The sequence below is a fragment of the Flavobacterium soyae genome (genome assembly GCF_021245985.1).
Lineage (GTDB): Bacteria > Bacteroidota > Bacteroidia > Flavobacteriales > Flavobacteriaceae > Flavobacterium > Flavobacterium soyae.
Window position 1 is genome coordinate 1 of sequence record NZ_JAJQXA010000001.1, and the last position, 24,186, is coordinate 24,186.

Annotated in this window: 15 protein-coding genes; 1 reads left to right on the plus strand and 14 read right to left on the minus strand. The window is 35.6% G+C overall.

Annotated features, from left to right (window positions below):
• The 12 genes from LUU93_RS00005 to LUU93_RS00060 all read right to left on the minus strand — a co-directional run.
• On the minus strand, positions 1 to 4,137 hold a 4,137-nt coding region (locus tag LUU93_RS00005), incomplete at its 3' end, for an Ig-like domain-containing protein (protein ID WP_498072024.1).
• A 546-nt stretch (positions 4,138 to 4,683) separates the two neighbouring features.
• Entirely contained in the window at positions 4,684 to 5,616 is a 933-nt protein-coding gene (gene queG, locus LUU93_RS00010) for a tRNA epoxyqueuosine(34) reductase QueG (RefSeq protein WP_232675812.1), read from the minus strand.
• Positions 5,613 to 6,959 carry a cytochrome P450 gene (locus tag LUU93_RS00015; RefSeq protein ID WP_232675821.1) on the minus strand — a complete coding sequence of 449 codons (1,347 nt, stop codon included), beginning with the start codon at positions 6,957 to 6,959 and terminating at the stop codon, positions 5,613 to 5,615. Before LUU93_RS00015 ends, queG begins: the two co-directional genes overlap by 4 nt.
• A gap of 5 nt (positions 6,960 to 6,964) precedes the next feature.
• Entirely contained in the window at positions 6,965 to 7,987 is a 1,023-nt protein-coding gene (ruvB, locus tag LUU93_RS00020) for a Holliday junction branch migration DNA helicase RuvB (RefSeq protein WP_232675830.1), read from the minus strand.
• Positions 7,988 to 8,094: 107 nt separating this feature from the next.
• Positions 8,095 to 9,897, minus strand: coding sequence for a cytochrome c oxidase subunit I (locus LUU93_RS00025; protein ID WP_056208200.1), 1,803 nt, complete (start codon positions 9,895 to 9,897; stop codon positions 8,095 to 8,097).
• Between the two features lie 30 nt (positions 9,898 to 9,927).
• Positions 9,928 to 11,121 carry a cytochrome c oxidase subunit II gene (locus LUU93_RS00030; RefSeq protein WP_232675832.1) on the minus strand — a complete coding sequence of 398 codons (1,194 nt, stop codon included), beginning with the start codon at positions 11,119 to 11,121 and terminating at the stop codon, positions 9,928 to 9,930.
• Between the two features lie 19 nt (positions 11,122 to 11,140).
• Positions 11,141 to 12,538, minus strand: coding sequence for a cation-translocating P-type ATPase (locus LUU93_RS00035; RefSeq protein WP_232675839.1), 1,398 nt, complete (start codon positions 12,536 to 12,538; stop codon positions 11,141 to 11,143).
• Between the two features lie 27 nt (positions 12,539 to 12,565).
• Entirely contained in the window at positions 12,566 to 13,111 is a 546-nt protein-coding gene (locus tag LUU93_RS00040; RefSeq protein WP_232675848.1) for a c-type cytochrome, read from the minus strand.
• Between the two features lie 8 nt (positions 13,112 to 13,119).
• Positions 13,120 to 13,644, minus strand: coding sequence for a DUF3341 domain-containing protein (locus LUU93_RS00045; RefSeq protein WP_232675856.1), 525 nt, complete (start codon positions 13,642 to 13,644; stop codon positions 13,120 to 13,122).
• Positions 13,637 to 15,037 (minus strand): NrfD/PsrC family molybdoenzyme membrane anchor subunit, encoded by a 1,401-nt coding sequence (nrfD, locus tag LUU93_RS00050; protein ID WP_232675863.1) that lies wholly within the window; start codon positions 15,035 to 15,037, stop codon positions 13,637 to 13,639. Before nrfD ends, LUU93_RS00045 begins: the two co-directional genes overlap by 8 nt.
• 34 nt (positions 15,038 to 15,071) lie before the next feature.
• Entirely contained in the window at positions 15,072 to 18,125 is a 3,054-nt protein-coding gene (locus tag LUU93_RS00055; protein ID WP_232675874.1) for a TAT-variant-translocated molybdopterin oxidoreductase, read from the minus strand.
• 32 nt (positions 18,126 to 18,157) lie between these two features.
• The gene (locus tag LUU93_RS00060; protein ID WP_232675877.1) at positions 18,158 to 19,495 is read right to left on the minus strand and encodes a c-type cytochrome; all 1,338 of its coding nucleotides are present in this window, start codon (positions 19,493 to 19,495) and stop codon (positions 18,158 to 18,160) included.
• Positions 19,496 to 19,714: 219 nt separating this feature from the next.
• Here LUU93_RS00060 and LUU93_RS00065 point away from each other — a divergent pair, with 219 nt between their 5' ends.
• Complete coding sequence (locus LUU93_RS00065) at positions 19,715 to 20,104, plus strand: SPOR domain-containing protein (RefSeq protein ID WP_232675879.1); 390 nt, start codon at positions 19,715 to 19,717, stop codon at positions 20,102 to 20,104.
• Positions 20,105 to 20,244: 140 nt separating this feature from the next.
• On the opposite strand, the gene LUU93_RS00070 is transcribed toward LUU93_RS00065, so the two are convergent.
• The gene (locus tag LUU93_RS00070) at positions 20,245 to 21,036 is read right to left on the minus strand and encodes an acid phosphatase (RefSeq protein WP_232675881.1); all 792 of its coding nucleotides are present in this window, start codon (positions 21,034 to 21,036) and stop codon (positions 20,245 to 20,247) included.
• Between the two features lie 259 nt (positions 21,037 to 21,295).
• Positions 21,296 to 24,166, minus strand: a complete 2,871-nt coding sequence (infB, locus tag LUU93_RS00075) for a translation initiation factor IF-2 (RefSeq protein WP_232675896.1) — start codon at positions 24,164 to 24,166, stop codon at positions 21,296 to 21,298.
• Between the last annotated feature and the right edge of the window lie 20 nt (positions 24,167 to 24,186).

Here is a 24,186-nt window from a genome sequence, read left to right on the forward strand (position 1 = left end):
CAAGGTGTCCCCTGACTGGGAAACACCTGCCGAAGGGCTTATCGTATAGGTATTCGAAGCATCATAGTTTGTAATTGTAAAACTTCCAGATGCCGTTAAGCATGTAGGCTGGATCACAGCGCTTAATAACGGAACTGCCGGGGTAGCATTCACTGTGACACTTACCGAAGTTCTTGCACTTTCACACCCAGTTACAGTTTGACTTACATAGTAAGTTCCTGTTACTAAAGTTTCTGTTCCTGTATATAATGTTCCTCCTGTTGAAGCGCTGTACCATTTTAAGTTTGTTCCTGTCGCAGTAAGATCACTTACGTTTTTAGCATCAACTGAACAGAAATTCTGTGCTGTAGCTGTTGGGGCTGAAGGTATAGGATTTACTGTTACTATCGCAGCAGTTGAAGAGGCACTTTGACATCCTGAAGCATTTGCTATTCTTACACTATAAGTCCCTGAAACAGATACAGTAATTGACTGAGTAACAGCTCCAGTTGACCATAAATAACTGTTCCCTCCGGTAGAAGTCAAAGTTACCGTTCCACCAGAACAGAATGTCGTTGAACCATCTGCTGTAATAGTTGGTGCTGCTGGTGTTGGGTTTACTGTTATTGATACTAAGATTCTCACACTTTCGCATCCGCTTACGGTCTGGCTTACATAATAGTTGCCTGATGCCAATACTTCTGTTCCCGAATAAAGTGTCCCGCCAGTATTTGCATTATACCATTTCAAATTGGTACCTGCTGCCACTAAATCACTAACTTTTTTATTCTCAGAGGTACAAAATGTTTGTGAAGAAGCCGTTGGTACAGCTGTATTATTTACTGTAACTGCCACTAAAGTTCTTGTACTTTCACAGCTGTTTAGAGTCTGGCTTACATAATAATTTCCTGATGTTAATGTTTCTGTGCCTGTGTAAAGTGTTCCTCCGCTGCTTGTACTATACCATTTCAAGTTAGTTCCGGAAGCAGTTAAATCACTAACTTTTTTAGCATCAATTGCACAAAATGTTTGTGAAGATGCTGTTGGCGCAGTTGTATTATTTACTGTAACTGCTACTAACGTCCTGGTACTCTCTCCACAACTATTAGTAGTTTGGCTTACATAGTAATTTCCTGACGTTAGTGTTTCTGTTCCTGTATAAAGTGTTCCTCCGCTGCTTGCGCTGTACCATTTTAAGTTTGTTCCTACTGCCACTAAATCACTAACTTTTTTAGCATCAGCAGCACAAAATGTCTGTGAAGATGCCGATGGCGCAGATGGCACAGTACCTATTGTTACCGCTACTAACGTTCTGGCACTTTCTCCACAACTATTCGCAGTTTGGCTTACATAATAATTTCCTGTAGATAAAGTCTGGGTTGACAGAAGGGCTGTACCGCCTGAAGCAGCGCTATACCACTTTAAATTAGTCCCAACAGCCACTAAATCACTTACCTTTTTATTATCAGAAGCACAAAAAGTCTGAGAGGAAGCAACCGGGGCTGAGGAAGTCGTATTAATAGTTACTGATACCTGAGTTCTTGAACTTTCACATCCATTTACAGTTTGACTTCCATAATAATTCCCTGTTGCCAAAGCTAAAGTTGATGAAAGAGCTGTTCCTCCATTTGCTCCACTATACCATTTTAAATTAGTTCCTGAGGCAACTAAATCACTAACTTTTTTATTTTCAGAAGAACAAAATGTCTGAGCAGAAGCCGTAGGTGCAGCTGGTGTAAAAGTTACTACTGTTACTGCAGAACTATTACTTGCACAGCCAGAACTATTTATTATTTTAACGCTATAACTTCCTTCGCTGTTAATTGTAATATTTCTTGTAGTTTCTCCTGTTGACCATAAATAACTGCCACCGCTTGCACTACTTGATCTTAAAACTGTATTTCCGGCAGTTGTACAGGTAGCTGAACCTGAATTAACGCTAATTGTAGGTGCAGCTGGCTGTGGGTTAATTGTTACCACTACCGGTTTTATAAACTGACATCCGTCAGTAGAAACTGCCTTTATATAATATGTTCCTGAAGCAGTAACAGCACTTGGTGCTGCATAAGCAATCGATGCATTTGCATCTGTCCAATACGAAAGTGTCATATTTGAAGTACTTCCAGCTGTAACAGCCGGTGCAGTTAAATCTACTGCAGCAGGTGCACAAATTGCAGCAGGATTCGTAACAACAAGAGTTGATGTCTTTGGTGTTACCGCTGCACTAGCTGAATTGTTAGCAGTATTAGTGTCTATTGAAGCTGGTAATGAGGCAGTATTTGTATAGTTACCTGATGCATTTACTGTTGCAGTAATTTTTAATGTCACAGATGTTTGCGCCTCTACATCACCAATACTCCAAATACCTGTCGCCGAATCATAAACACCTACTGATGGTGTTGAACTAACGTAAGTATAACCCGAAGGAAGTAAATCATTTACTGAAACTCCAGAAACATTATTACCTCCTAAATTACTCACCGTAACAGTAAATTCAACTGCAGACCCTATACATGGTGCTGCATTATCAACTGTTTTTGTAATTCCTAAATCTGTACATAGAGTAACGCTGACAGGCTTTGACTGAATTTGAGCTCCACAAGTTAAAGTTGAAGCTACGGAATATGACCCTGTTTTTACAGCCGTATAAATTGACGAATTAGCACCAGCTATAGCAGTCCCGTTAAAATACCATTGATAGGGTGCAAAACCAGCTGGTGTTGTTAATTCTGCTTTATTATTAGTACATCCGCCACCTGAAATATAAGTCAAAGTTGGGTCTTCCGGCTGAGCTGCAAAATTAGAGAAAAAGCCTGCCATTGAGAATCCCCCTCCCTGCTGTACAATTGAAACCGTTAATTTTGCTGCGCTTGAAATAGAAAGAACATTTGGACTGCCTATTTGAGTATCTTCAAAGTTTATCAAATACCAGCCTGTTGTTCCTAATTGATGACGGGCTGTAATACCGCTTATAGTCTCAATATTAGTTCCATTTACTGTTACAACATCTGCAGCACTTCTCAAAAGTATATATCCAAAATACGGTAACGTTCCCGTACCATAATTTCTAAACTTTGCTGTTTCTATAAAATTAGATCCTCCACATTCAGATACCGGGGCAATTGTCGAAATATCAACCTCACAAGATTGTGCCGTACCTGAATATACAACAACTTTCTTATCTGCAGAAACACGTGATGCCGAAAAGCTTGTATTCGACACACCATTTTGAAAAGTATGAAAACTCCCCGCTGTTGCCAAAGTAACACTGTTCGTAGCTACTAATGCACCTGTTGTTGAATAAGTATCTATTGTTAAAACTGTATTGTCTTTTGTTGCAACTACAGTTGTTTGCTCTGCAGTATCATTTCCTTTTCCTCTTTCAATAAAGTACTCCGTACCTAAAACTGATTCAGGCGGAACCTGATTAAAAGCCCCATCCCCACAGCCGCCCGGCATATCTATCGCCGCAGAAGTGTTCATTACAGAAGGATTTGAGGACTCTACCAATGTTCCTATTGCAGCTTTAAACAAATAACTTTGTCCTGCATTTAATGTAGCTGCAATAGCATTGTTAATTTTTACTGTTGTATTATTAGCAGTAGCCATAATACTATAAATTGGACGTTGATCTCCTAAGCTGCTAAAATTTCCTAAGCTGCCGTCTCTATAATATCCTATTCTAAAACGTACACCTATTCCTGCATCACCAAAACTGGTCAATGCTGCATTTCCCTTCAGATTCGCATCAACATTCTCTCCGTTAGTATAGTCATCAGAAGCAACATTTCGCATGTTTACAGATGTTGGCCCATCACTTGTCACTATTAACCCTGCCCCCGAGATTACCGTATTTAAAGCATTCATAGGAAGATCTTTCGCAAGTAGATTAAATCTGTAGACCGCCGGAGTTCCTTTTATAGCGGTTAAAGTTGTTACTAAAGTACCATCGCTCTTTGTTAACGTAATATTTACAATACTTGTAGAATTTGTTGCAATAACAATTTCATTTGCTTTACTAAAATATTGCCAGGGAGCCGGCGCGATATAATGTTTCGTGTAAAACTGAGCTGAAGCACTATAGCTGAGCAGTAAAAAAAGTAAAACAAGAAAATTTGGTTTGAAGAACTTAAACCAATTAAGAGTAAAGTTACGCATAGACAAACTTGGTGTTAATTTGTGTAATAGATATTCTAAAACCTGAATACCAAAAATTGATTCTCAGATTATTTAGCAGATACGAAAAATTGAAAGGATTGATTCTTAGATTATTGAAAGGATTTTTTTCAACATCATAAAAATATTTGGAAAGCGTTTGGACCATAATTATTTTAGGTTCAAGACACATAGTCGTCTTTGGATTAAATTAGTAGTTTTGGTGCCGCGAAAATATATAAACACCTCAATACTAGCTACATTACTCGACAAACTACCCAGAAAAACGTTGAAATACACATTTTATCGAAGTAAGTTAACCTTGACAGGTAAATAAACATGATAATTTAACAATGAAACAACAGAAAATTCTTAATTTTTTAATAAAAAATTAATATTCAGTAATTTAAGCAACAAATACGCAACATTATCTTACAAATACAGAAAAATCTAATTAATCACAAAACACATAAAATACTTATTATCAAGTAATTAATATTTGTGTCAAAAAATAGGGAATGTAAAAAAATTGTAATAAAATATTCCTATTTAGATTCTATCAAGAAATTTAATATTTCTCTTGAGCCCATCAAATTTTGTTCTTTTAATCGGTGAATTTTTAAAAACTTTTTGGAAAGTTTCTTCAGTAATCTCTGTCCAGTCTTTTTTAGAAAAAGAAATTAAATCCGGATTTGGGTTAAAAAGGGGCTCAGAATGCGGTTTAGAAAATCGATTCCATGGGCATACATCCTGGCAGGTATCGCAGCCAAACATCCAGTTATCGAATTTTCCCTGCATTTCATTTGGGATATTTTCTTTTAGTTCAATTGTATAATAAGAAATACATTTGCTTCCATCTACAATATAGGGCGCAAGAATTGCCTGAGTGGGACAAGCGTCGATACACGCAGTACATGAACCGCAATGATCTGTTACCGCATGATCGTATTCCAGATCTAAATCGAGAATAAGTTCTGCAATAAAATAAAAAGAACCCACTTTTTGGGTTATTAGATTGCTGTTTTTTCCTATCCATCCCAAACCGCTTTTTGCAGCCCAGGCTTTGTCTAAAACCGGAGCAGAATCAACAAAAGCACGACCTGAAACTTCACCGATATTCTCTTGGATTGAATAAAGAAATTCTTTTAATTTTTCTTTTATAACAAAATGATAATCCTGTCCGTAGGCATATTTCGAAATCTTATAAGCTTCGTCATTTTGAGATTCAGAAGGATAATAATTCAGCAAAAGAGAAACCACACTTTTAGCATCATCAACCAATAAAGTTGGATCTAAACGTTTATCGAAATGGTTTTCCATATAAGCCATTTGGCCATTATGATTATTATTTAACCATTTCTCAAGCCGGGGCGCTTCTTGTTCCAAAAAGCCTGCTTTAGATATGCCGCAAGAAATAAAACCCAATCTTTTGGCTTCTGCTTTTATAAATTTTGAATATGTTTCTTTTGAATTGATACTCATCGTTTAAAAAATGAAACTTGAACGTCAACAGGTTTTAGAGTAATCAGCGGATTAAATTGAATGACATCATTATTAGATCGAATGACGTATTTTTTTACAATTTGAGATATCGTTAAACACATTTCATAAATGGCAAATCCGGTTCCAATACACATTCTTGGTCCCGCACCAAATGGATAAAAATATTGCATCGACTCCTTTTTTTGCTCACCAAGAAATCTTTCCGGAATAAATTCATCCGGATTATTCCAATATTTAGGATTTCGGTGCAATTCATAAAAAGAAACTCCAATTAATGTACCTTTTTTAATTTTGAATTGAGCCAAAGAGTCATCTTCAAGATTTTGTCTGTCGGTAATCCAGGCTGGCGGATATAAACGCATAGATTCATTCAAAACGGCATTAGTATATGTCATTTTTTGAAGTTGTTCTATAATGTTCTCAGTTTGCGACTCAATCTCTATGATTTCATCAAATACTTTTTGCTGCACTTCCAGATTTCTGCCTAAAAGATAAAGTGTAAACGTTAACGCATTTGCGCTTGTTTCATGCCCTGCGATAAACAAAACTTTAATTTCATCGATCAATTGTTCAGTAGACATACTTTCACCAGTATCTTCATATCTGGTTTCTAAAAGCATGTTCAATAAATCATTAACTTCTTCTTTTGAAGCTTTTCTTTCTTCAATGATTTCCTGAATAATTCTATTATTCTCTTCAGCCAGCATGAGATGTTTCTTTACCTGACCACTTAATGAAAACCACCACGCTTTATGCGGAAGCCTAATTTCTTTAATTAAAAAATTCTGAACTTCCTCAATGATAAATTTGATTCGATGAAATTTATTTTCGGCAGTTGAAAGCTGAAATAAAGATTTAGCCACTACATTAAATGCCAGCTGGCTCATTACAGGGAAAAGATCAATAGGTTTATTATCCGTTAAATTATCTAATTCTGAACTAATCGTTTTATTCATATTATCCACCAGCTGATTCATCTTTTGCTTGTGAAAAGCCGGTTGAATAAGACGTCTTTGCTTCAACCAAAAATCACCATCGCTGGTTAAAAGCCCTTTTCCTAAATATTTAGAAAGGTATACGGATTGAAATTTAGACTTATGATAGTTCTTCTGGTTTTTAACTAAAATATATTGTGCAATTTCATTATCTCTTGACAAGATTATATACTTTGAAGAGCTAATTCTAATAGAAAAAGAGTCCCCGAATTTCTCAAAATACCTTTTATGGAAAGGAATCGGGTTTTTACGAACACCTTCGGCATCTTTAAAAAATCTGACTATTGATAATTTATTAGGGTAAGTATATTTTATATTATTAGACATAACAATTAGAATAAACCTCCTTGAATATTTGTGTTTATCTTTCCTAAATGTTTATAAGCTTTCTCTGTAACTTCACGTCCGCGAGGTGTACGCATAATAAACCCTTCCTGAATTAAAAAAGGTTCGTAAACTTCTTCTATAGTTTCACTGCTTTCAGATACGGCTGTAGCTAAAGTCGAAAGTCCAACCGGACCTCCCTTGAACTTATTGATAATGGTTAATAATATCTTATTGTCCATTTCGTCAAGTCCATGAGCATCCACATTCAATGCTTTTAGTGCATATCTGGCAATTTCAAGATCAATAGTACCATTACCTTTTATCTGTGCAAAATCACGAACTCTTCGTAATAATGCATTTGCAATACGAGGAGTTCCACGGCTTCTTCCTGCTATTTCAATTGCTGCTTCGAGATCAATTGGCATTTTTAATATACCGGCACTTCTCTCCACAATAGTCGTTAAAAGCTCTGTAGAATAATATTGTAAACGAGATGAAATCCCAAAACGAGCTCTCATAGGAGCTGTTAATAATCCAGAACGAGTAGTTGCTCCAATTAATGTAAACGGATTTAAATTGATTTGAACTGTTCTTGCATTTGGACCAGATTCAATCATGATATCAATTTTGAAATCTTCCATTGCAGAATATAAGTATTCTTCCACAATAGGGCTCAAACGATGGATCTCGTCTATAAATAAAACATCTCTTTCATCAAGATTAGTTAATAAACCGGCTAAGTCTCCCGGTTTATCCAGAACAGGTCCCGAAGTAATTTTGATACCTACTTCCAGCTCATTTGCAAGAATATTAGCCAAAGTCGTTTTACCAAGCCCAGGAGGTCCATGAAACAAAGCATGATCAAGTGCCTCACCACGCTGATTTGCAGCTGCGACAAAAACTTTTAAGTTCTCTAAAACTTGGTCCTGCCCGGCAAAATCATCAAATGACAGTGGACGCAATCTTTTTTCAAGATCTAATTCTTCTGGGTTATATCCTTTTGTAGTAGGATCTAGGTTCTCATTCATTCTACAAAGATATAGAAACTAATCAGTTTGTAAAACAGTAAATCTGAACGATTAAAACTTTAATTAAACAAAAAAAAACCGTCATTTCTGACGGTCTTTTGATATTTCTAGTGGTGTAAAACTTCTTCACCTTCTTTCATTGGTACATTTTGAGGAACAAAATCTACATCATGATTTGGGTTACTATAGTCATATGGCCAACGGTATACATGAGGAATTTCTCCTGGCCAGTTTCCGTGAATATGCTCAACTGGAGTTGTCCACTCTAAAGTTGTAGATTTCCATGGATTTTGAACTGCTTTCTTGCCGTAGAAAATACTACTAAAAAAGTTGTATAAGAATACTAATTGGAACGCCCCACCTACAAGAGCAAATGTTGTAATTAAAACATTCACATTTTGTAAATCATCAAATAATGGGAAGTTAGTATTTGTATAGTAACGTCTTGGTAAACCAGCTAATCCGATAAAGTGCATTGGGAAGAAAACTCCATAAGCACAAACCGCTGTAACCCAGAAGTGAATATAACCTAAGTTTTTGTTTAACATTCTTCCATACATTTTAGGGAACCAGTGGTAAATACCAGCAAACATTCCGTAAAGTGCAGAGATACCCATTACTAAGTGAAAGTGAGCAATTACGAAGTAAGTATCGTGAACGTTAATATCTAAAGTACTATCTCCTAAAATGATTCCAGTTAAACCTCCAGTGATGAAAGTAGAAACCATTCCGATAGAGAATAACATTGCAGGGTTAAATTGTAAGTTACCTTTCCATAAAGTTGTAATCCAGTTGAAAGCTTTTACAGCAGATGGAATTGCAATCAATAAAGTAGTAAAAGTAAATACAGATCCTAAGAAAGGATTCATACCAGAGATAAACATGTGGTGACCCCATACAATAGTTGATAAGAATGCAATTGCAAGAACTGACATAATCATCGCTCTGTATCCGAAGATTGGTTTACGAGAGTTCGTAGCCATAATTTCAGAAACAAGACCCATCGCTGGTAAGATTACGATATAAACCTCAGGGTGACCTAAGAACCAGAATAAGTGTTCGAATAATACTGGAGAACCTCCTTGGTAATGTAAAACCTCTCCTGCAATGTAGATATCAGATAAGAAGAATGAAGTACCAAAACTTCTATCAAAAATCAATAATAAAGCAGCTGACAATAATACCGGGAATGAAATAACACCAATAATAGCTGTTACGAAAAAAGTCCAGATTGTAAGTGGAAGCCTAGTCATAGACATTCCTTTAGTTCTCAAGTTAATAACTGTTACAATGTAGTTTAATGACCCCATTAATGAAGATGCAATAAAGATAGCCATTGAAACTAACCATAAAGTCATACCTGCTCCTGATCCTGGGATTGCTTGAGGTAAAGCACTTAATGGAGGATAAATTGTCCAACCTGCAGAAGCTGGTCCAGCTTCAACAAATAAAGAACATAACATTACTACAGCAGATATAAAAAACAACCAGTATGAAATCATATTCATAAATCCAGAAGCCATATCTCGCGCTCCAATTTGAAGTGGAATAAGTAAGTTACTAAAAGTTCCACTTAAACCAGCTGTTAGTACAAAGAATACCATGATGGTACCATGAATTGTAACTAAAGCCAGATAAATATCATTTGCCATAACACCATCAGGTGCAAATTTATCTCCTAATAAAACATTGAATATTTTAAAAGACTCTTCAGGCCACGCTAATTGCATTCTGAAAAGCAAGGACATTGCAATACCAATTACTCCCATAACAATACCAGTAATCAAGTATTGTTTAGCAATCATTTTGTGATCAATACTAAAAATATATTTAGTAATGAACGTGTCTTTATGATGATGTTCGTGCTCGTGATCGTGTCCGTGATCGTGACCGTGCGCTTCTGCTGACATATATGTGTACTTTAAATTTTCTTAATAATATTATTTCATAGCTACTTTAGCTACCGCAGCCTTAACAGTATCGATAACTGCTTTTACAGTATCTTTTACTTTAGCAGCAGTATCTGCAGCGGCACCTTCAACTCCTTCAGCCGGTTTTTCAGCAGCCGCAGCTGCTTTAATATCCTGAGCTAAAGTTGTTTTTTCGCTTAACCATTTTTTATAATCTTCCGGAGTATCTACAACAACTTTCATTTGCATGTTATAATGTGAAGCTCCACAGATTTTATTACATAATAATAAATAATCAAATGTATAAGGATCTAAAGCTGTTCCGCCTTTTGCAACTAACTCTACACTTTTTTCAGCTCTAAGTTTATTGATATTTGCCACCTTTTCAATCATAAATGGCAGCTCTCTGTACTCTGCAGTAGTATAAGTTGGAACAAAAGCAAATTCTGTAACCATTCCAGGCACACAGTTCATCTGCGCTCTAAAGTGAGGCATGTAAGCTGAGTGTAAAACGTCTTGAGAACGCATTTTGAAATGTACTTTTTTACCTTTAGGAATATGTAACTCAGTAACTACAATATCATCTTGAGAGTTTTTATCAGACATATCAACACCTAATGTATTTACACCTTCAATTAAACGTACGTTAGCTTTTCCTAAAACATTATCATTTCCTGCGTATCTAGCTGTCCATTTAAATTGCTGCGCATATAATTCAATCTCGACTACATCTTCATCTTTGTCAACAAACATAATGTTATTCCAAGCATATAATCCATAAAGGATTAAACAAGCTAAAACTACAGATGGAATAATACTCCAGATTGCTTCTAATTTATTGCTATCTGCAAAGAATAATGCTTTTTTATCTTTATGTCCTCTATTTTTAAAAGAGAACCAATATAACAACCCTTGTGTAATAACCTGTACAGTAAAGATTAAAACCCAAGTAATATTCATTAAATTATCTACTAAAAGTCCATGCTCAGAAGCAGGAGTATGAAGCGCCAAATTACCCCATTTTAGTAAGCCATAAATAGTAAATATATAAATGAATGCCAAAAAGCCAAACATAATATATCCCTGAATGTTATTGTCATTATCTGATGCAACTTGAGAATCGTCCGAAGAAGATCCTACTTGAGTAAGATCAAATATCTTGGTCAATTGCCATAATGCAACTGCTAATAAAACTAAAACTATAATTACCAACAAACTTGTCATCTGTTTACTTCTTTAAATATTAATAATGAAAATGTTTACTTTCTTCGATGAAAGGATTTCTTTTTGCAAGCAAAGGTGATTTAGTTAATGCAGTAAATACAACAAATATAAATAATCCTAAGAAGAAAAGAATTGACGCAATTTCAGGAACTCCGATAAACCATTTGTCTCCAACTGTACCAGGCATAATCATATTAAAGAAATCAACATAATGACCTAACAATATTACAACACCCGCCATAACAATAACCCAGCTAAGACGTTTAAAGTCAGTATTGATTAATATTAATAATGGGAAAACAAAGTTCATAACAACTGCACCAAAGAAAGGCAGGTTATATAATTGAATTCTTGTTACAAAATAAGTTACCTCTTCTGGAATATTAGCATACCATATCAACATGAATTGTGAGAACCATAAGTAAGTCCAGAAAACACTAATACCAAACATGAATTTTGCTAAATCGTGAATATGGCTTGTATTTACATACTCTAAATACCCTTTAGATTTTAAATATATTGTAACTAAAGCAATCGTAGTAATTCCACTTACAAAGAAAGAAGCAAAAACATACCATCCAAATAAAGTACTGAACCAATGAGGATCAAATGACATAATCCAGTCCCAAGACATAATTGACTCAGAAACAATAAAGAAAACTAAGAATCCAGCGGATAACTTAAAGTTCTTTTTGTAGTTAAGATCATCATTAGCTTCGTCTTGAGCTAAACAGTTTTTTCTTGAAAAATGACGGTATAAGTTCCATCCTAATAAAAAGATAAAAGCTCTACCAATCCAAAATGGAAAATTTAAATATCCTGATTTTCCTGCAATTATTTCATCATAATCAGCATGAGTAGGATCTGTAACATGCTCACCTAACCAGACAAAAATATGATTGAAGTGTAATCCGCATAAAACTAAGATTATGAAAAAGATGATAGAACCAGCAGGTAAATAAGCTGTAATACCCTGCATAACTCTAAATAAAACCGGAGACCAACCTGCCTGAGCAACTTGTTGAATAGCATAAAAAGCTAAAACCCCCATAGAAAGCAGTAAAAAGAAAATACAAGCTACATATAATGCAGACCAAGGCTTATTTTGCAATTGGTGCAATACGTGAGTCAAATGTTCTGTGTGTTCATCAGCAGCACCAACTTTTGCATGCTCTCCTCCTTTGTGTTCTTCATGTGAACCTTCGGCTGCAGCTTCATGATGTCCTGCTTCTTTATGAGAAACCTCTGCAGATTCCGCATGCGCAGCACCATGTTCTCCATGAGCCTCAGCAGCTAGTATTTTTTCAACTTCTTGAATATCTTTAGGTGCACTTAAAAAACCATACCCAATTCCTAATAGTCCAAGAACCATTAAGATGATAGAAAAAGTTTTTAATTTACTTGAAAATGTATACATATCTATTACGATCAGTTTGTTCAACAATTATAATTGGCTTTTTAGTTTTAGAACATAGTCAGCAACTAACCAACGTTCGTGGGCACTTAATTGATTTGCGTGTGAACCCATTGCATTTAAACCATAAGTTTCAACATGAAATATACTTCCTTCAGTAATATTTCTGTCTTTATAGCTAGGTACTCCAAGAAATTTTTCTCTTTCAACCAATTTACCTTTACCATTACCAGTCGCACCATGGCAGCTGATACAATAAATTTCGAAAAGCTCTTTACCTTTTCCAGAATTTTTTTCTTCTTCAGTCAAAGGAGATTTTAAATTAGCTTTTGCTAATTCATAACCTGCAGTCGAATTTTCATACTCATAAGGTTCAAAACCTCTATTAATAGTTCCTTCTACAGGAAGCTGTCCTTCTTTGTCTCCTTTAAATATTTTTGCTTCTGAATACGGCTCATAGGCTACAGACTCATACATATTCGGGAAATACTGATAGTTTGGTGCCGAATTATTGTGGCAAGATGAAACTAAAATAGTTATACCAACTAAAAGTGTTATTTTATATATCCTTTTCATAGCTACAATTAATTCTTTTCAATTACTTTAACTTCAACAGCTCCTGTACCTTCGAAAAAAGAAACAAGTTCTGCTTCATTATCGTTTACAGCAACTTCCATTAAGAAATGGTCATCTGTTGTTCTTACATCAGGATTCTCAGCTTGCTTAAATGGCCATAATCTACTTCTCATATAAAAAGTAATTACCATTAAGTGCGCAGCGAAGAACACAGTCATCTCAAACATAATTGGCACAAAAGAAGGCATATTCTGAATGAAACTAAAACTTGGTTTTCCACCAATATCCTGCGGCCAGTCATGAATCATAATATAACTCATCATAAATGTTGCAACAGAAATACCAACACATCCATATAGGAAAGCACAAATTGCTAATCTTGTTGGTGCTAAACCCATGGCTTTATCCAATCCGTGAACTGGGAATGGAGTAAAAACCTCTTCAATATGATGATGAGCAGCTCTGGTTTTCTTTACTGCATTCATCAAAATATCATCGTCATTATAAATGGCGTATATTACTTTATTACTCATGATGTGAATCTTTATTTGCTCTTTCTCTAATGTAATTATCTCCTGTTCCTTTCAAAATTGTTTTTACCTCTGCCTGAGCAATTACAGGGAATGTTCTAGAGTATAATAAAAACAATACAAAGAAGAAACCAATTGTTCCAATAAAAATTCCAATATCAACAAATGTTGGTGAGAACATTGTCCAAGAAGATGGAAGGTAATCTCTATGTAAAGAAGTAACAATAATTACGAATCTTTCAAACCACATTCCGATGTTTACAACGATCGAAATAATAAATGAAAACATGATACTTGTTCTTAATTTTTTAAACCACATAAATTGCGGAGAGAAAACGTTACAAGTCATCATTGACCAATATGCCCACCAGTAAGGTCCGGTAGCTCTGTTTAAGAATGCATATTGTTCATACTCTACACCTGAGTACCAAGCTACAAATAGCTCAGTAATGTAAGCCACACCTACAATCGAACCTGTAATCATGATAATGATGTTCATTAATTCGATATGCTGTAATGTGATATATGCTTCAAGGTTAGAAACTTTTCTCATAACGATCAACAATGTATTTACCATTGCAAATCCAGAGAATACCGCTCCAGCAACGAAGTAAGGAGGGAAAATTGTTGTATGCCATCCTGGAATTACAGAAGTAGCAAAGTCCATAGATACGATCGTGTGTACAGAAAGTACAAGAGGTGTAGCTAAACCGGCTAATACTAAAGATACTTCTTCAAAACGCTGCCAGTCTTTAGCTCTTCCGCTCCATCCGAAACTTAGGATAGAATAAACTCTTTTATTAAATGGAGTTATAGCTCTATCACGAAGCATTGCAAAGTCAGGTAATAAACCAGTCCACCAGAAAACTAATGATACCGAAAGATACGTTGAGATTGCGAATACGTCCCAAAGCAATGGTGAGTTAAAGTTTACCCATAAAGATCCAAATTGATTTGGAATAGGTAAAACCCAGTATGCTAACCATGGGCGTCCCATGTGAATAATTGGAAATAATCCTGCCTGAACTACTGAGAAAATAGTCATTGCTTCTGCAGAACGGTTAATAGCCATTCTCCAACGCTGACGGAAAAGTAATAGTACTGCAGAAATCAAAGTTCCAGCGTGACCAATACCAACCCACCAAACGAAGTTAGTAATATCCCAAGCCCAACCAACTGTTTTATTTAATCCCCATGTTCCAATTCCGGTAGATATGGTGTAAATTATACAGCCTAACCCCCAAAGGAAGGCTATTAATGCGATTGAAAATACAATCCACCATTGTTTATTTGCAGGCCCTTCAACAGGGGCTGCCACATCTACGGTTACATCGTGATATGATTTATCACCTATAACTAAAGGTTTTCTAATGGGTGCTTCGTAATGAGACGACATAATCCTTTATATTGTTTCTTAATTAATAATTTTTCTAAGTGTTTCTAACTTTAACATGGTAAACCACATTAGGTTTTGTTCCTACATGCTCTAACAAGTGATATGATCTATCATCAGCAGCTAATTTAGCCACTTTACTTTCAGCATCATTAACATCACCAAATATCATTGCTCCAGAAGAACAAGCACTTGAACAAGCTGTTTGGAATTCTCCATCAACAATTGGACGCCCTTCTTTTTTCGCATTTAATATAGTAGCTTGTGTCATTTGAATACACATAGAACATTTTTCCATAACTCCGCGAGAACGTACGTTTACGTCTGGGTTTAATACCATACGACCTAAATCATCATTCATGTGATAATCGAATTCACTGTTTTTGTTATACAAGAACCAGTTGAAACGACGAACTTTATATGGACAGTTGTTAGCACAGTAACGAGTACCAACACATCTGTTGTATGCCATGTGGTTTTGGCCTTGACGACCGTGAGAAGTAGCTGCAACCGGACAAACTGTTTCACAAGGTGCGTGGTTACAATGTTGACACATTACTGGCTGGAATGCTACTTGTGGATTTTCTCCAGCTTTTTCCATTTCATTAAAAGTAGATAATGAACTAGATAAACCAGCAATTTTTTCTTTTCTTTCGTTATCACCTTCAAAAGTACTTTCAGAAGAATAGTATCTGTCAATACGCAGCCAGTGCATATCACGGCTTCTTCTTACCTCTGCTTTACCAACAACTGGTACGTTGTTTTCAGCGTGACAAGCAATAACACATGCTCCACATCCTGTACAAGCATTTAAGTCAATCGAAAGATTAAAATGATGACCAGTAGTACGATCAAATGATTCCCATAAATCAACAGTAGTTGCTTTAACTTCCTGGTGATCTAAAGATACCATTGGTTGTGGGTTCCAATGTTCAGCATTTTCTTTATTAAATACGTCCAGAGTAGTCTCTTTAATGATATCTCCTCTACCCATTAATGTTTTCTGCCCTTGAACACAAGCAAACTCATGCTCTCCATTTGCTTTAGCAATAGAAACAGATTGAACACTATTGAAATTTTTATATAAAGCGTAAGCATTTAAACCTACTTGCATTTCTTCTTTTAAAGCCGCTTTACGACCGTAACCTACAGCTAAACCAACTGTTCCAACTGCTTGACCTGGCTGAACAATTACCGGAACGTTTTCTAATTTAGAACCATCAGCTGTGGTAATAGTAGCATAACTACCATTTAAACCTCCGTTAGCAACAATTTCATTTGATAACCCTAATTTTTTAGCATCTGCATTTGAAACTGTAACATAGTTATCCCAAGAAACTCTTGTAATAGGATCCGGAAACTCTTGCAGCCAAGGGTTGTTTGCATGTTGTCCATCACCCATTCCTGTTTTAGTATACAATACCAATTCAAAGTCTCCCGCAGATTTTGATTTTGCAAGTGCACTTGCAGCACCAGCGAAATCAAACGAACCACCAGCTAAAGCAGTAGAACCAATTACAAAAACACCATCATGTAAAACTTTATTCCAAGAAGAACCAGCAATGATTGCTCCAGAATTAACCTTTAAATAATCATAGAAATTACCCGGTGTTCCGTTCAATGACAATAAAACATCTTGAAATTGTTTTGTATCAAAGATTGGACGAATTGTAGGCTGAGTTAAACTGTAAGTTCCTTTTGTTATTACCACATCACCCCAGGACTCTAAATAATGAGGCGCTGGAGCAGCAATTGTAGTTATAGCAGCAGTTTCATCTTCTTTTAAAGAAAAAGCAACTGATGTTTTAACTTTTTTCAATCCAGAAACAAAAGAAGCAGAATCAGCTAAAGTATAAGCAGGATTAACGCCACTCATAATTAAAGTATGAACACTTCCTGCATTCATATCTTTTAATAATTGTCCCACAACAGCATTAGAACCTTTTCTAATTTGTCTGGTTCCTGCAGTACTAAAAGCTTCACTAGCCAATGCCTGATTGATAGCTAAAACTAATAATTGTGCATTTTTATCTTCGATTCCTGATACCAAAATTCCTTTTGTACCAGAAGCTTTTAATTGCTGTGCTGCTTTTACAACTTCTGCTTTAAATTTAGCATCTAAAGCAACCGGAACAGAAGCACCAACAACGATATTATAAATTTGAACTAAAGCTTGTTTTTGATCAGCTGTACTCATAGGTACACGCTTATCAGCAGCAGCTCCAGATAATGTCATATTTGATTCGAACTGAAAGTGACGAGACATTTTTCCGTTTTGAGGAATACGTCCTTTTGCATATCCAGCATCATATCCGCCACCTTGCCAGTCTCCTAAGAAATCAGCACCAACAGATACAATTAATGAAGCTTTTGAAAAGTCATAATCAACCAAAGCTCTCTCTCCATATACAGTTTCGAATGCATCTAATGCATCAGAAGAAGAAACCGCATCATAAACAACATGTTTTGCATTTGGGTTTTTAGCAATAAACTCACCTATTAATTTCTCAGTAGATGGACTTGCTAAAGTATTAGTTAATAATACTACTTGACCTCCTTTTGCTTTTGCATCAGCCAAACTTGATTTAATTTTTAAATCAACAGCTGACCAGCTGCTAGCTTTTCCATCCAATTTAGGTGCTTTCAAACGCATGCTGTCATATAATCCTAAGATAGATGCATGAATTCTTGCATTGGCTGAAAACTTAGCTCCGGAGATAGTATTGTTTTCAATTTTAATTGGACGACCCTCACGAGTTTTTACCAAAAGGTTAGCAAAATCAAAACCATCAAAAACAGTAGTTGCATAATAATCTGCAACCCCAGGAATGATTTGCTCTGGTTGTAATACATAAGGGATAGACTTGTGCACAGGACCTTCACAAGCAGCAAGTGTAACTGCCGCAGTACTAAATCCTACGTACTTTAAAAAGTCACGACGTGAAGTTCCAGATGAAGCTAAAGCATCTGCATTTCCCAAGAATTCATCTGTAGGAATTTCTTCAACAAATTCGTTATTTCTAAGCGCCTCAACAATAGAACTATTTTCTAGTTCTTCAACACTTTTCCAGTATTTTTTGTTTGATGACATTGTATATAAATATTAAAATCTTAATAATTCGATTAATAGTGGCATTTACCGCATTCTAAACCTCCCATTTGCGCTGCAGTTAATTTCTCTACACCGTATTTTTTAGAAAGTTCAGCATGAATTTTATCATAATATGCATTTCCTTCCATCTTAACATCAGTTTTTCTATGGCAATCAATACACCATCCCATTGTTAATTTAGAGTATTGCTTCATGATTTCAAATTCCTGCACTGGACCGTGACAAGTTTGACATTCAACTCCAGCAACAGAAACGTGTTGTGAGTGGTTGAAATAAACAAAATCAGGAAGATTGTGAATACGAACCCATTTTACAGGCTGTGTTTTTCCGGTATAAACTTGTTTAGTTTTATCCCATCCAACAGCATCGTATAATTTTTGAATCTGAGCATCATAAAATGCTTTGCTGTACTCAGCAGTAGCAGTTGTTTCTGCAACTTCAGAAATATTTTTATGACAGTTCATACAAACATTTAAAGAAGGAATACCAGCAGTTTTACTTACACGTGCAGCTGAGTGACAATATTTACAATTGATCTCGTTATCTCCTGCGTGAATTTTATGCGAATAGTGAATTGGCTGAATTGGTTCATAATTTTGATCAACACCAACCTGCATCAAGTATCCATATACAAAATAACCACTAGCTAAAAGCAAAAATATAGAAGTAACTAATACTAAAAATTGGTTTTTAGCAAACGCTTTCCAAATTGGAATTCTGCCCTCTTTTGGAGCCACTTCAATTCCATTATTACTAGCAACTTTAGTTAATACTTTGTTCACCATAAACAACATAACAACCAAAATAGCCATCACTAAAGCAAGAGCTCCTAAAATAATATTATTAGAAATTCCACTTCCTTCAGCCTGAGGACCAGTTGGTAAAGCAGTTGCAGTTCCAGCAGGTTTTTCAGGTATAGGCTGAGAAGTATAAGCGATAATATTATCAATATCAGCTTCTGCCAATTGTGGAAAAGAAGTCATTACTGACTTGTTGTTTTCCTCAAAAAGTTTAACAGCAACAGGATCTCCTGATTTAATCATATCAGAACTGTTGTGTACCCACTTGTAAATCCATGCCATATCGTGCTTAGAAGCAACACCTCTTAAAGCAGGACCAGTTGATTTAGCATCTAATTTGTGACATGCAGCGCAATTTGCATTAAAAAGTTCTTTCCCTTTTACCGGATCACCACCAGCAGATGCCGCAGCAGGAGCCGCAGCAGCTTCAGTCGCCGCAGCAGCAGCAGCAGGATCTTGAGCAAATGAAGTTAGGGAGAAAATCAACGTTAGCGACAAACTAAGTAATAATTTTCTTGAGATCGAATTATGGTTACCCACCTTTTTCATATAGTATAATAATTATCTACTAATTTTTGGTATGATTTTTTCTGTAATAAATCAGACAAAAACTAATACCTTCTTTTAAAACTTGCACAAAAATACGACTTATGAACTATTCTCAAAACCTTAAAATAGTCTTAAATATCAATTTATATCAATTCTAAATAATATTAAAATTTCGCATACAAACTTTAAATAGTATTTTTGCATAAAAACCATCACATTATGAGAATTTTAACCTCTTCAAAAAACGTTTTCTTAACATTCACAATGCTGACATTGGCATATAATATTCATGCTCAAAGCCAAAATTTAACACTAAATCAAGACCCAAAGTTTGAACAATTACTGAACGACAAACGTAAATTTAACACATCAATAAGTACAAACGATTCTTATCGAATTCAAATTTTTAGCGGCAAAAGTGAAGACGCAAAAAAGACCTTGTCTGACTTTAAAAGAGAATACACAAATATTGATGGCACCATAATTTTTAACACTCCAAATTACAAGGTTATTGTAGGGAATTTTAAATCAAGAATAGAAGCAGAACGAAATTTAGCTGACATCAGAAAAAAGTACAAAAGTGTATTTTTACTTAAACCAGGAAAGTAAAAATTACAAACACTTAAATAACAAATAAAGGTAACTCTAACTGAGTTACCTTTATTGTTTTAATACAACTCTATATAAGGCAGCACTATTACACTACCAAATTATTTCTGGAAATATTTTTAACTTAATTTTTATCAATTTTAATTAACGTCCTTCTTATTTCTAACTGCAGCCAGCACTTCAAACATTTCTTCTTTCACCCCCACTAAATCTTCCCGAAAACTCTGGTTGGCAAAAAGACATTCAACAGTTGCTTTTCCCATAATTCTCCCCATCTCTACATCACTATGCCAATGTGCATTACAAACAACACGGCTTTCTCCAAAATCATATCCTCGTTTTAGTATTGCCTCTTTATTATGTGGAAAAATTTCAATTAAAATCAACGACCAGGCACAGCCAACAGCTGCATGACCAGATGGGAATGAACCAACTTTTCTCAATATTTCTTCCTGATCCGGTGTACAGGTTCTTGAACTATTAACAACAAATGGACGTACACGATTATAATAATTCTTTGCTGCATACGTTGACAACCCGGCATCTGTCATTACCCTGCGCATAAGTGTATAAAGTTTAGGCGTATTTTGCTCATCAATCTCAATTTCCAAAACAGCCCCAAAACATTTAGCCGCAATAGGGAATGACAGATCTGCATCGCTGGCAGCTTTCAAAAAACGAACCTTATCATTAGATTCAACTGCCTTTTTTGCATATTCTAAATCAATTTCATAAGCTCGAGAGGCAATCTCCGGCGGCGGCGACAGCAGCTCCAAACTATTCGGCATTTCTTCTTCAGATAAATATCCATACAACAAACCAGGCATAATTGCCCTTAGCTGTTCAACGGTCGTAAATTTAGAAATAACATTATTACGCTTAAAACTTTTACGAACAAGCTTACTAATAATATGAATTATTTTTAATCCCATATCCAACATTCATCTAAACTTCTACATATACCTGTTTTCTCTTAATTTTAATTACAATCAAACCTAAACATCAACAAACCTATTAATATCTAAAACCTTAAAACAAAGAAATAAATAATTCAGGAATCACAACACTCCTGTTTTTCAATATTATGTTTCATATTATAAGATGCAACATATTTTATTATCAAATTCCAAAATATACTAAACAAAAAAATCCCGATTGCTCGGGATTTTTTACAGATTAAAATATACTAAATTATTTCAATTTCTTTTTAATGGCTACTTCATGGTAAGCTTCAATAACATCATTCATTTCGATATCATTAAATCCTTTAATTTGGATACCACAATCGTAACCTTTACTTACTTCCTTAACATCATCTTTGAATCGTTTTAAAGCAACCAAGTCACCTGTATGAACTACAACTCCATCTCTAATAACTCTAATTTTAGAAGTTCTTAAGATTTTACCATCTGTCACCATACAACCAGCGATTGAACCTACTTTAGAAATTTTGAAAATCTCACGGATTTCAGCAGTTCCTAAAACTTCTTCTTTCATTTCAGGAGCTAACATTCCTTCCATCGCATCTTTCAAGTCATCGATTGCTGCGTAGATGATAGAATAGTAACGGATATCGATTTCCTCTTTATCGGCAAGCTGTCTTGCATTTCCGGCAGGACGAACATTAAATCCAATAATAATCGCGTCTGATGCAGAAGCCAGCATAACGTCTGTTTCTGTAATTGCACCAACTCCTTTATGTATAATATTAATTTGAATTTCTTCAGTAGAAAGTTTAGAGAACGAATCTGACAATGCTTCAACAGATCCATCAACGTCTCCTTTAAGTATTACGTTCAATTCCTTAAACTGACCAAGAGCGATACGACGTCCAATTTCGTCAAGTGTAATATGACGCTGCGTACGTACAGATTGTTCACGCATTAATTGAGAACGTTTAGATGCAATTTGTTTTGCTTCTTTTTCGTCTTCAAATACATTAAACTTATCACCCGCTGTTGCAGCTCCATCTAAACCTAAAACAGATACCGGAGTCGAAGGACCAGCTTCTAAAACAATATGTCCTCTTTCATCATGCATCGCCTTAACTTTTCCATGATGTTTTCCTGCCAGCATGTAGTCTCCAACTTTAAGAGTTCCGTGCTGAACTAAAATTGTTGATACATATCCTTTTCCTTTATCTAAGAAAGCTTCAACAACTGTTCCTTGAGCCGCTTTATTTGGATTAGATTTTAAATCTAAAATTTCAGCTTCTAATAAAACTTTTTCTAATAATTCTTTTACTCCTGTTCCAACTTTTGCAGAAATATCATGTGACTGAATTTTTCCACCCCAATCTTCAACAAGTAAATTCATACTAGCCAGACGCTCTTTGATTTTCTCAACATTAGCATTTGGTTTATCAATTTTATTGATTGCAAATATAATTGGCACTCCCGCAGCTTGCGCATGAGAAATAGCTTCTTTTGTTTGCGGCATGATATCATCATCCGCCGCTACTACAATAATAGCAATATCGGTAACCTGAGCTCCACGTGCACGCATCGCGGTAAACGCCTCGTGACCTGGTGTATCTAAGAATGCAATTTTTTGACCATTATCAAGAGTTACTCCGTAAGCCCCAATGTGTTGCGTAATACCTCCAGACTCACCAGCAATAACATTTTCTTTACGGATATAATCCAGTAAAGATGTTTTACCGTGATCGACGTGACCCATTACAGTAACGATAGGCGCTCTGGTTACTAAATCTTCTTCTTTATCTTCAACAACCTCGATTGCTTCTTCGATATCAACAGTAATAAACTCAACTTCGTAACCAAATTCATCAGCAACAATAGTTAATGTTTCAGCATCTAAACGCTGATTCATCGTTACCATGATTCCAAGAGACATACAAGTTCCAATTACTTTAGTAATCGGCACATCCATCATGATTGCAATTTCACCAACTGTAACGAATTCTGTAACTTTAATTGTTTTACTTCCTTCGTCAAGAGCTCTTTGCTCGTCATCAGATTTCTGACGGTGTGTTTCTCTCTTATCTCTTCTGTATTTAGCAGCTTTAGATTTACCTCCTTTACCCTGAAGTTTTTCAAGAGTTTCTCTAATTTGGTTTTTTACCTCTTCCTCAGTAGGTTCAACTTTTGCAACAATTGCCGGACGGTTTCCTTTTACAAAACCTGGTCTTGCACTTCTGTTAGCATTAAAGCCTCCGCCTCCTGTATTTGGAGTAATTTTATTAGGATTTGGTGTTCCCGGCGCATTTCCTGTCGCAGGTTTTGGCGCACCCGGCGTACCAGGTTTAGGAGCGATTCTTTTACGCTTATTTTTATTAGCGTTATTATTGTTTCCTGCTCCCGGAACTCCAGGTTTATTTGGAGTAATTTTCGGTTCTTCCTTCTTTTTCTTAGGCTTGTTAAATTGAGATAAGTCAATTGTCTGCCCAGTAAGAGTAGTTCCTGATAATTTTTGATATTGGGTAGTGATCGTTTCTTCAGCAGTTGCAGGATCAGTTGAAACAATTGGCTCCTGAGCTGTTTTAGAATTCTCAGCTTTTACTTCTTTTTTCTCTATAATAATTGGTTTTTCCACCTTTTTCTCTTCAGATACTACAGAAGCTGCAGGCTCAGATGGTGTAGTTTCTTTTTGAACAGGCTTTTCTGTTTGAGATGGAGCAACAGCTTTAGGCTCTTCAGCTTTAACTGGTTCTTCTGGAGAAACTGCAGGTTTTTTTGGATTTAAATCAATTTTACCAACTTGAACAGGTCCGGTTACAACAGCTCTCGCTTTAATGATTTCTTGTTGTTTCTGACGTTCTTCGTCTTGTCTGCGTTTGTCCTCGATTTCTTTCTCACGTTCAACACGCAATGCTTCTTTTTCTTTTCTTTTCTCTTCTCCTACTTCTTTAGAAGCTTCCTTATTCCCCTTATCGCCCGCAAATTGGCTTTGCAGGATATTAAATTCACTGTCAGAAATTTTAGCATTTGGATTTGCATCAATAGCAATTCCCTTATCTTTTAGATAATCAACAGCTCTTTCTAACGAGATATTTAATTCCCTTAAAACCTTGTTTATTCTTATTACTCTCTCTTCAGACATATAACCTTTTTATTATTACC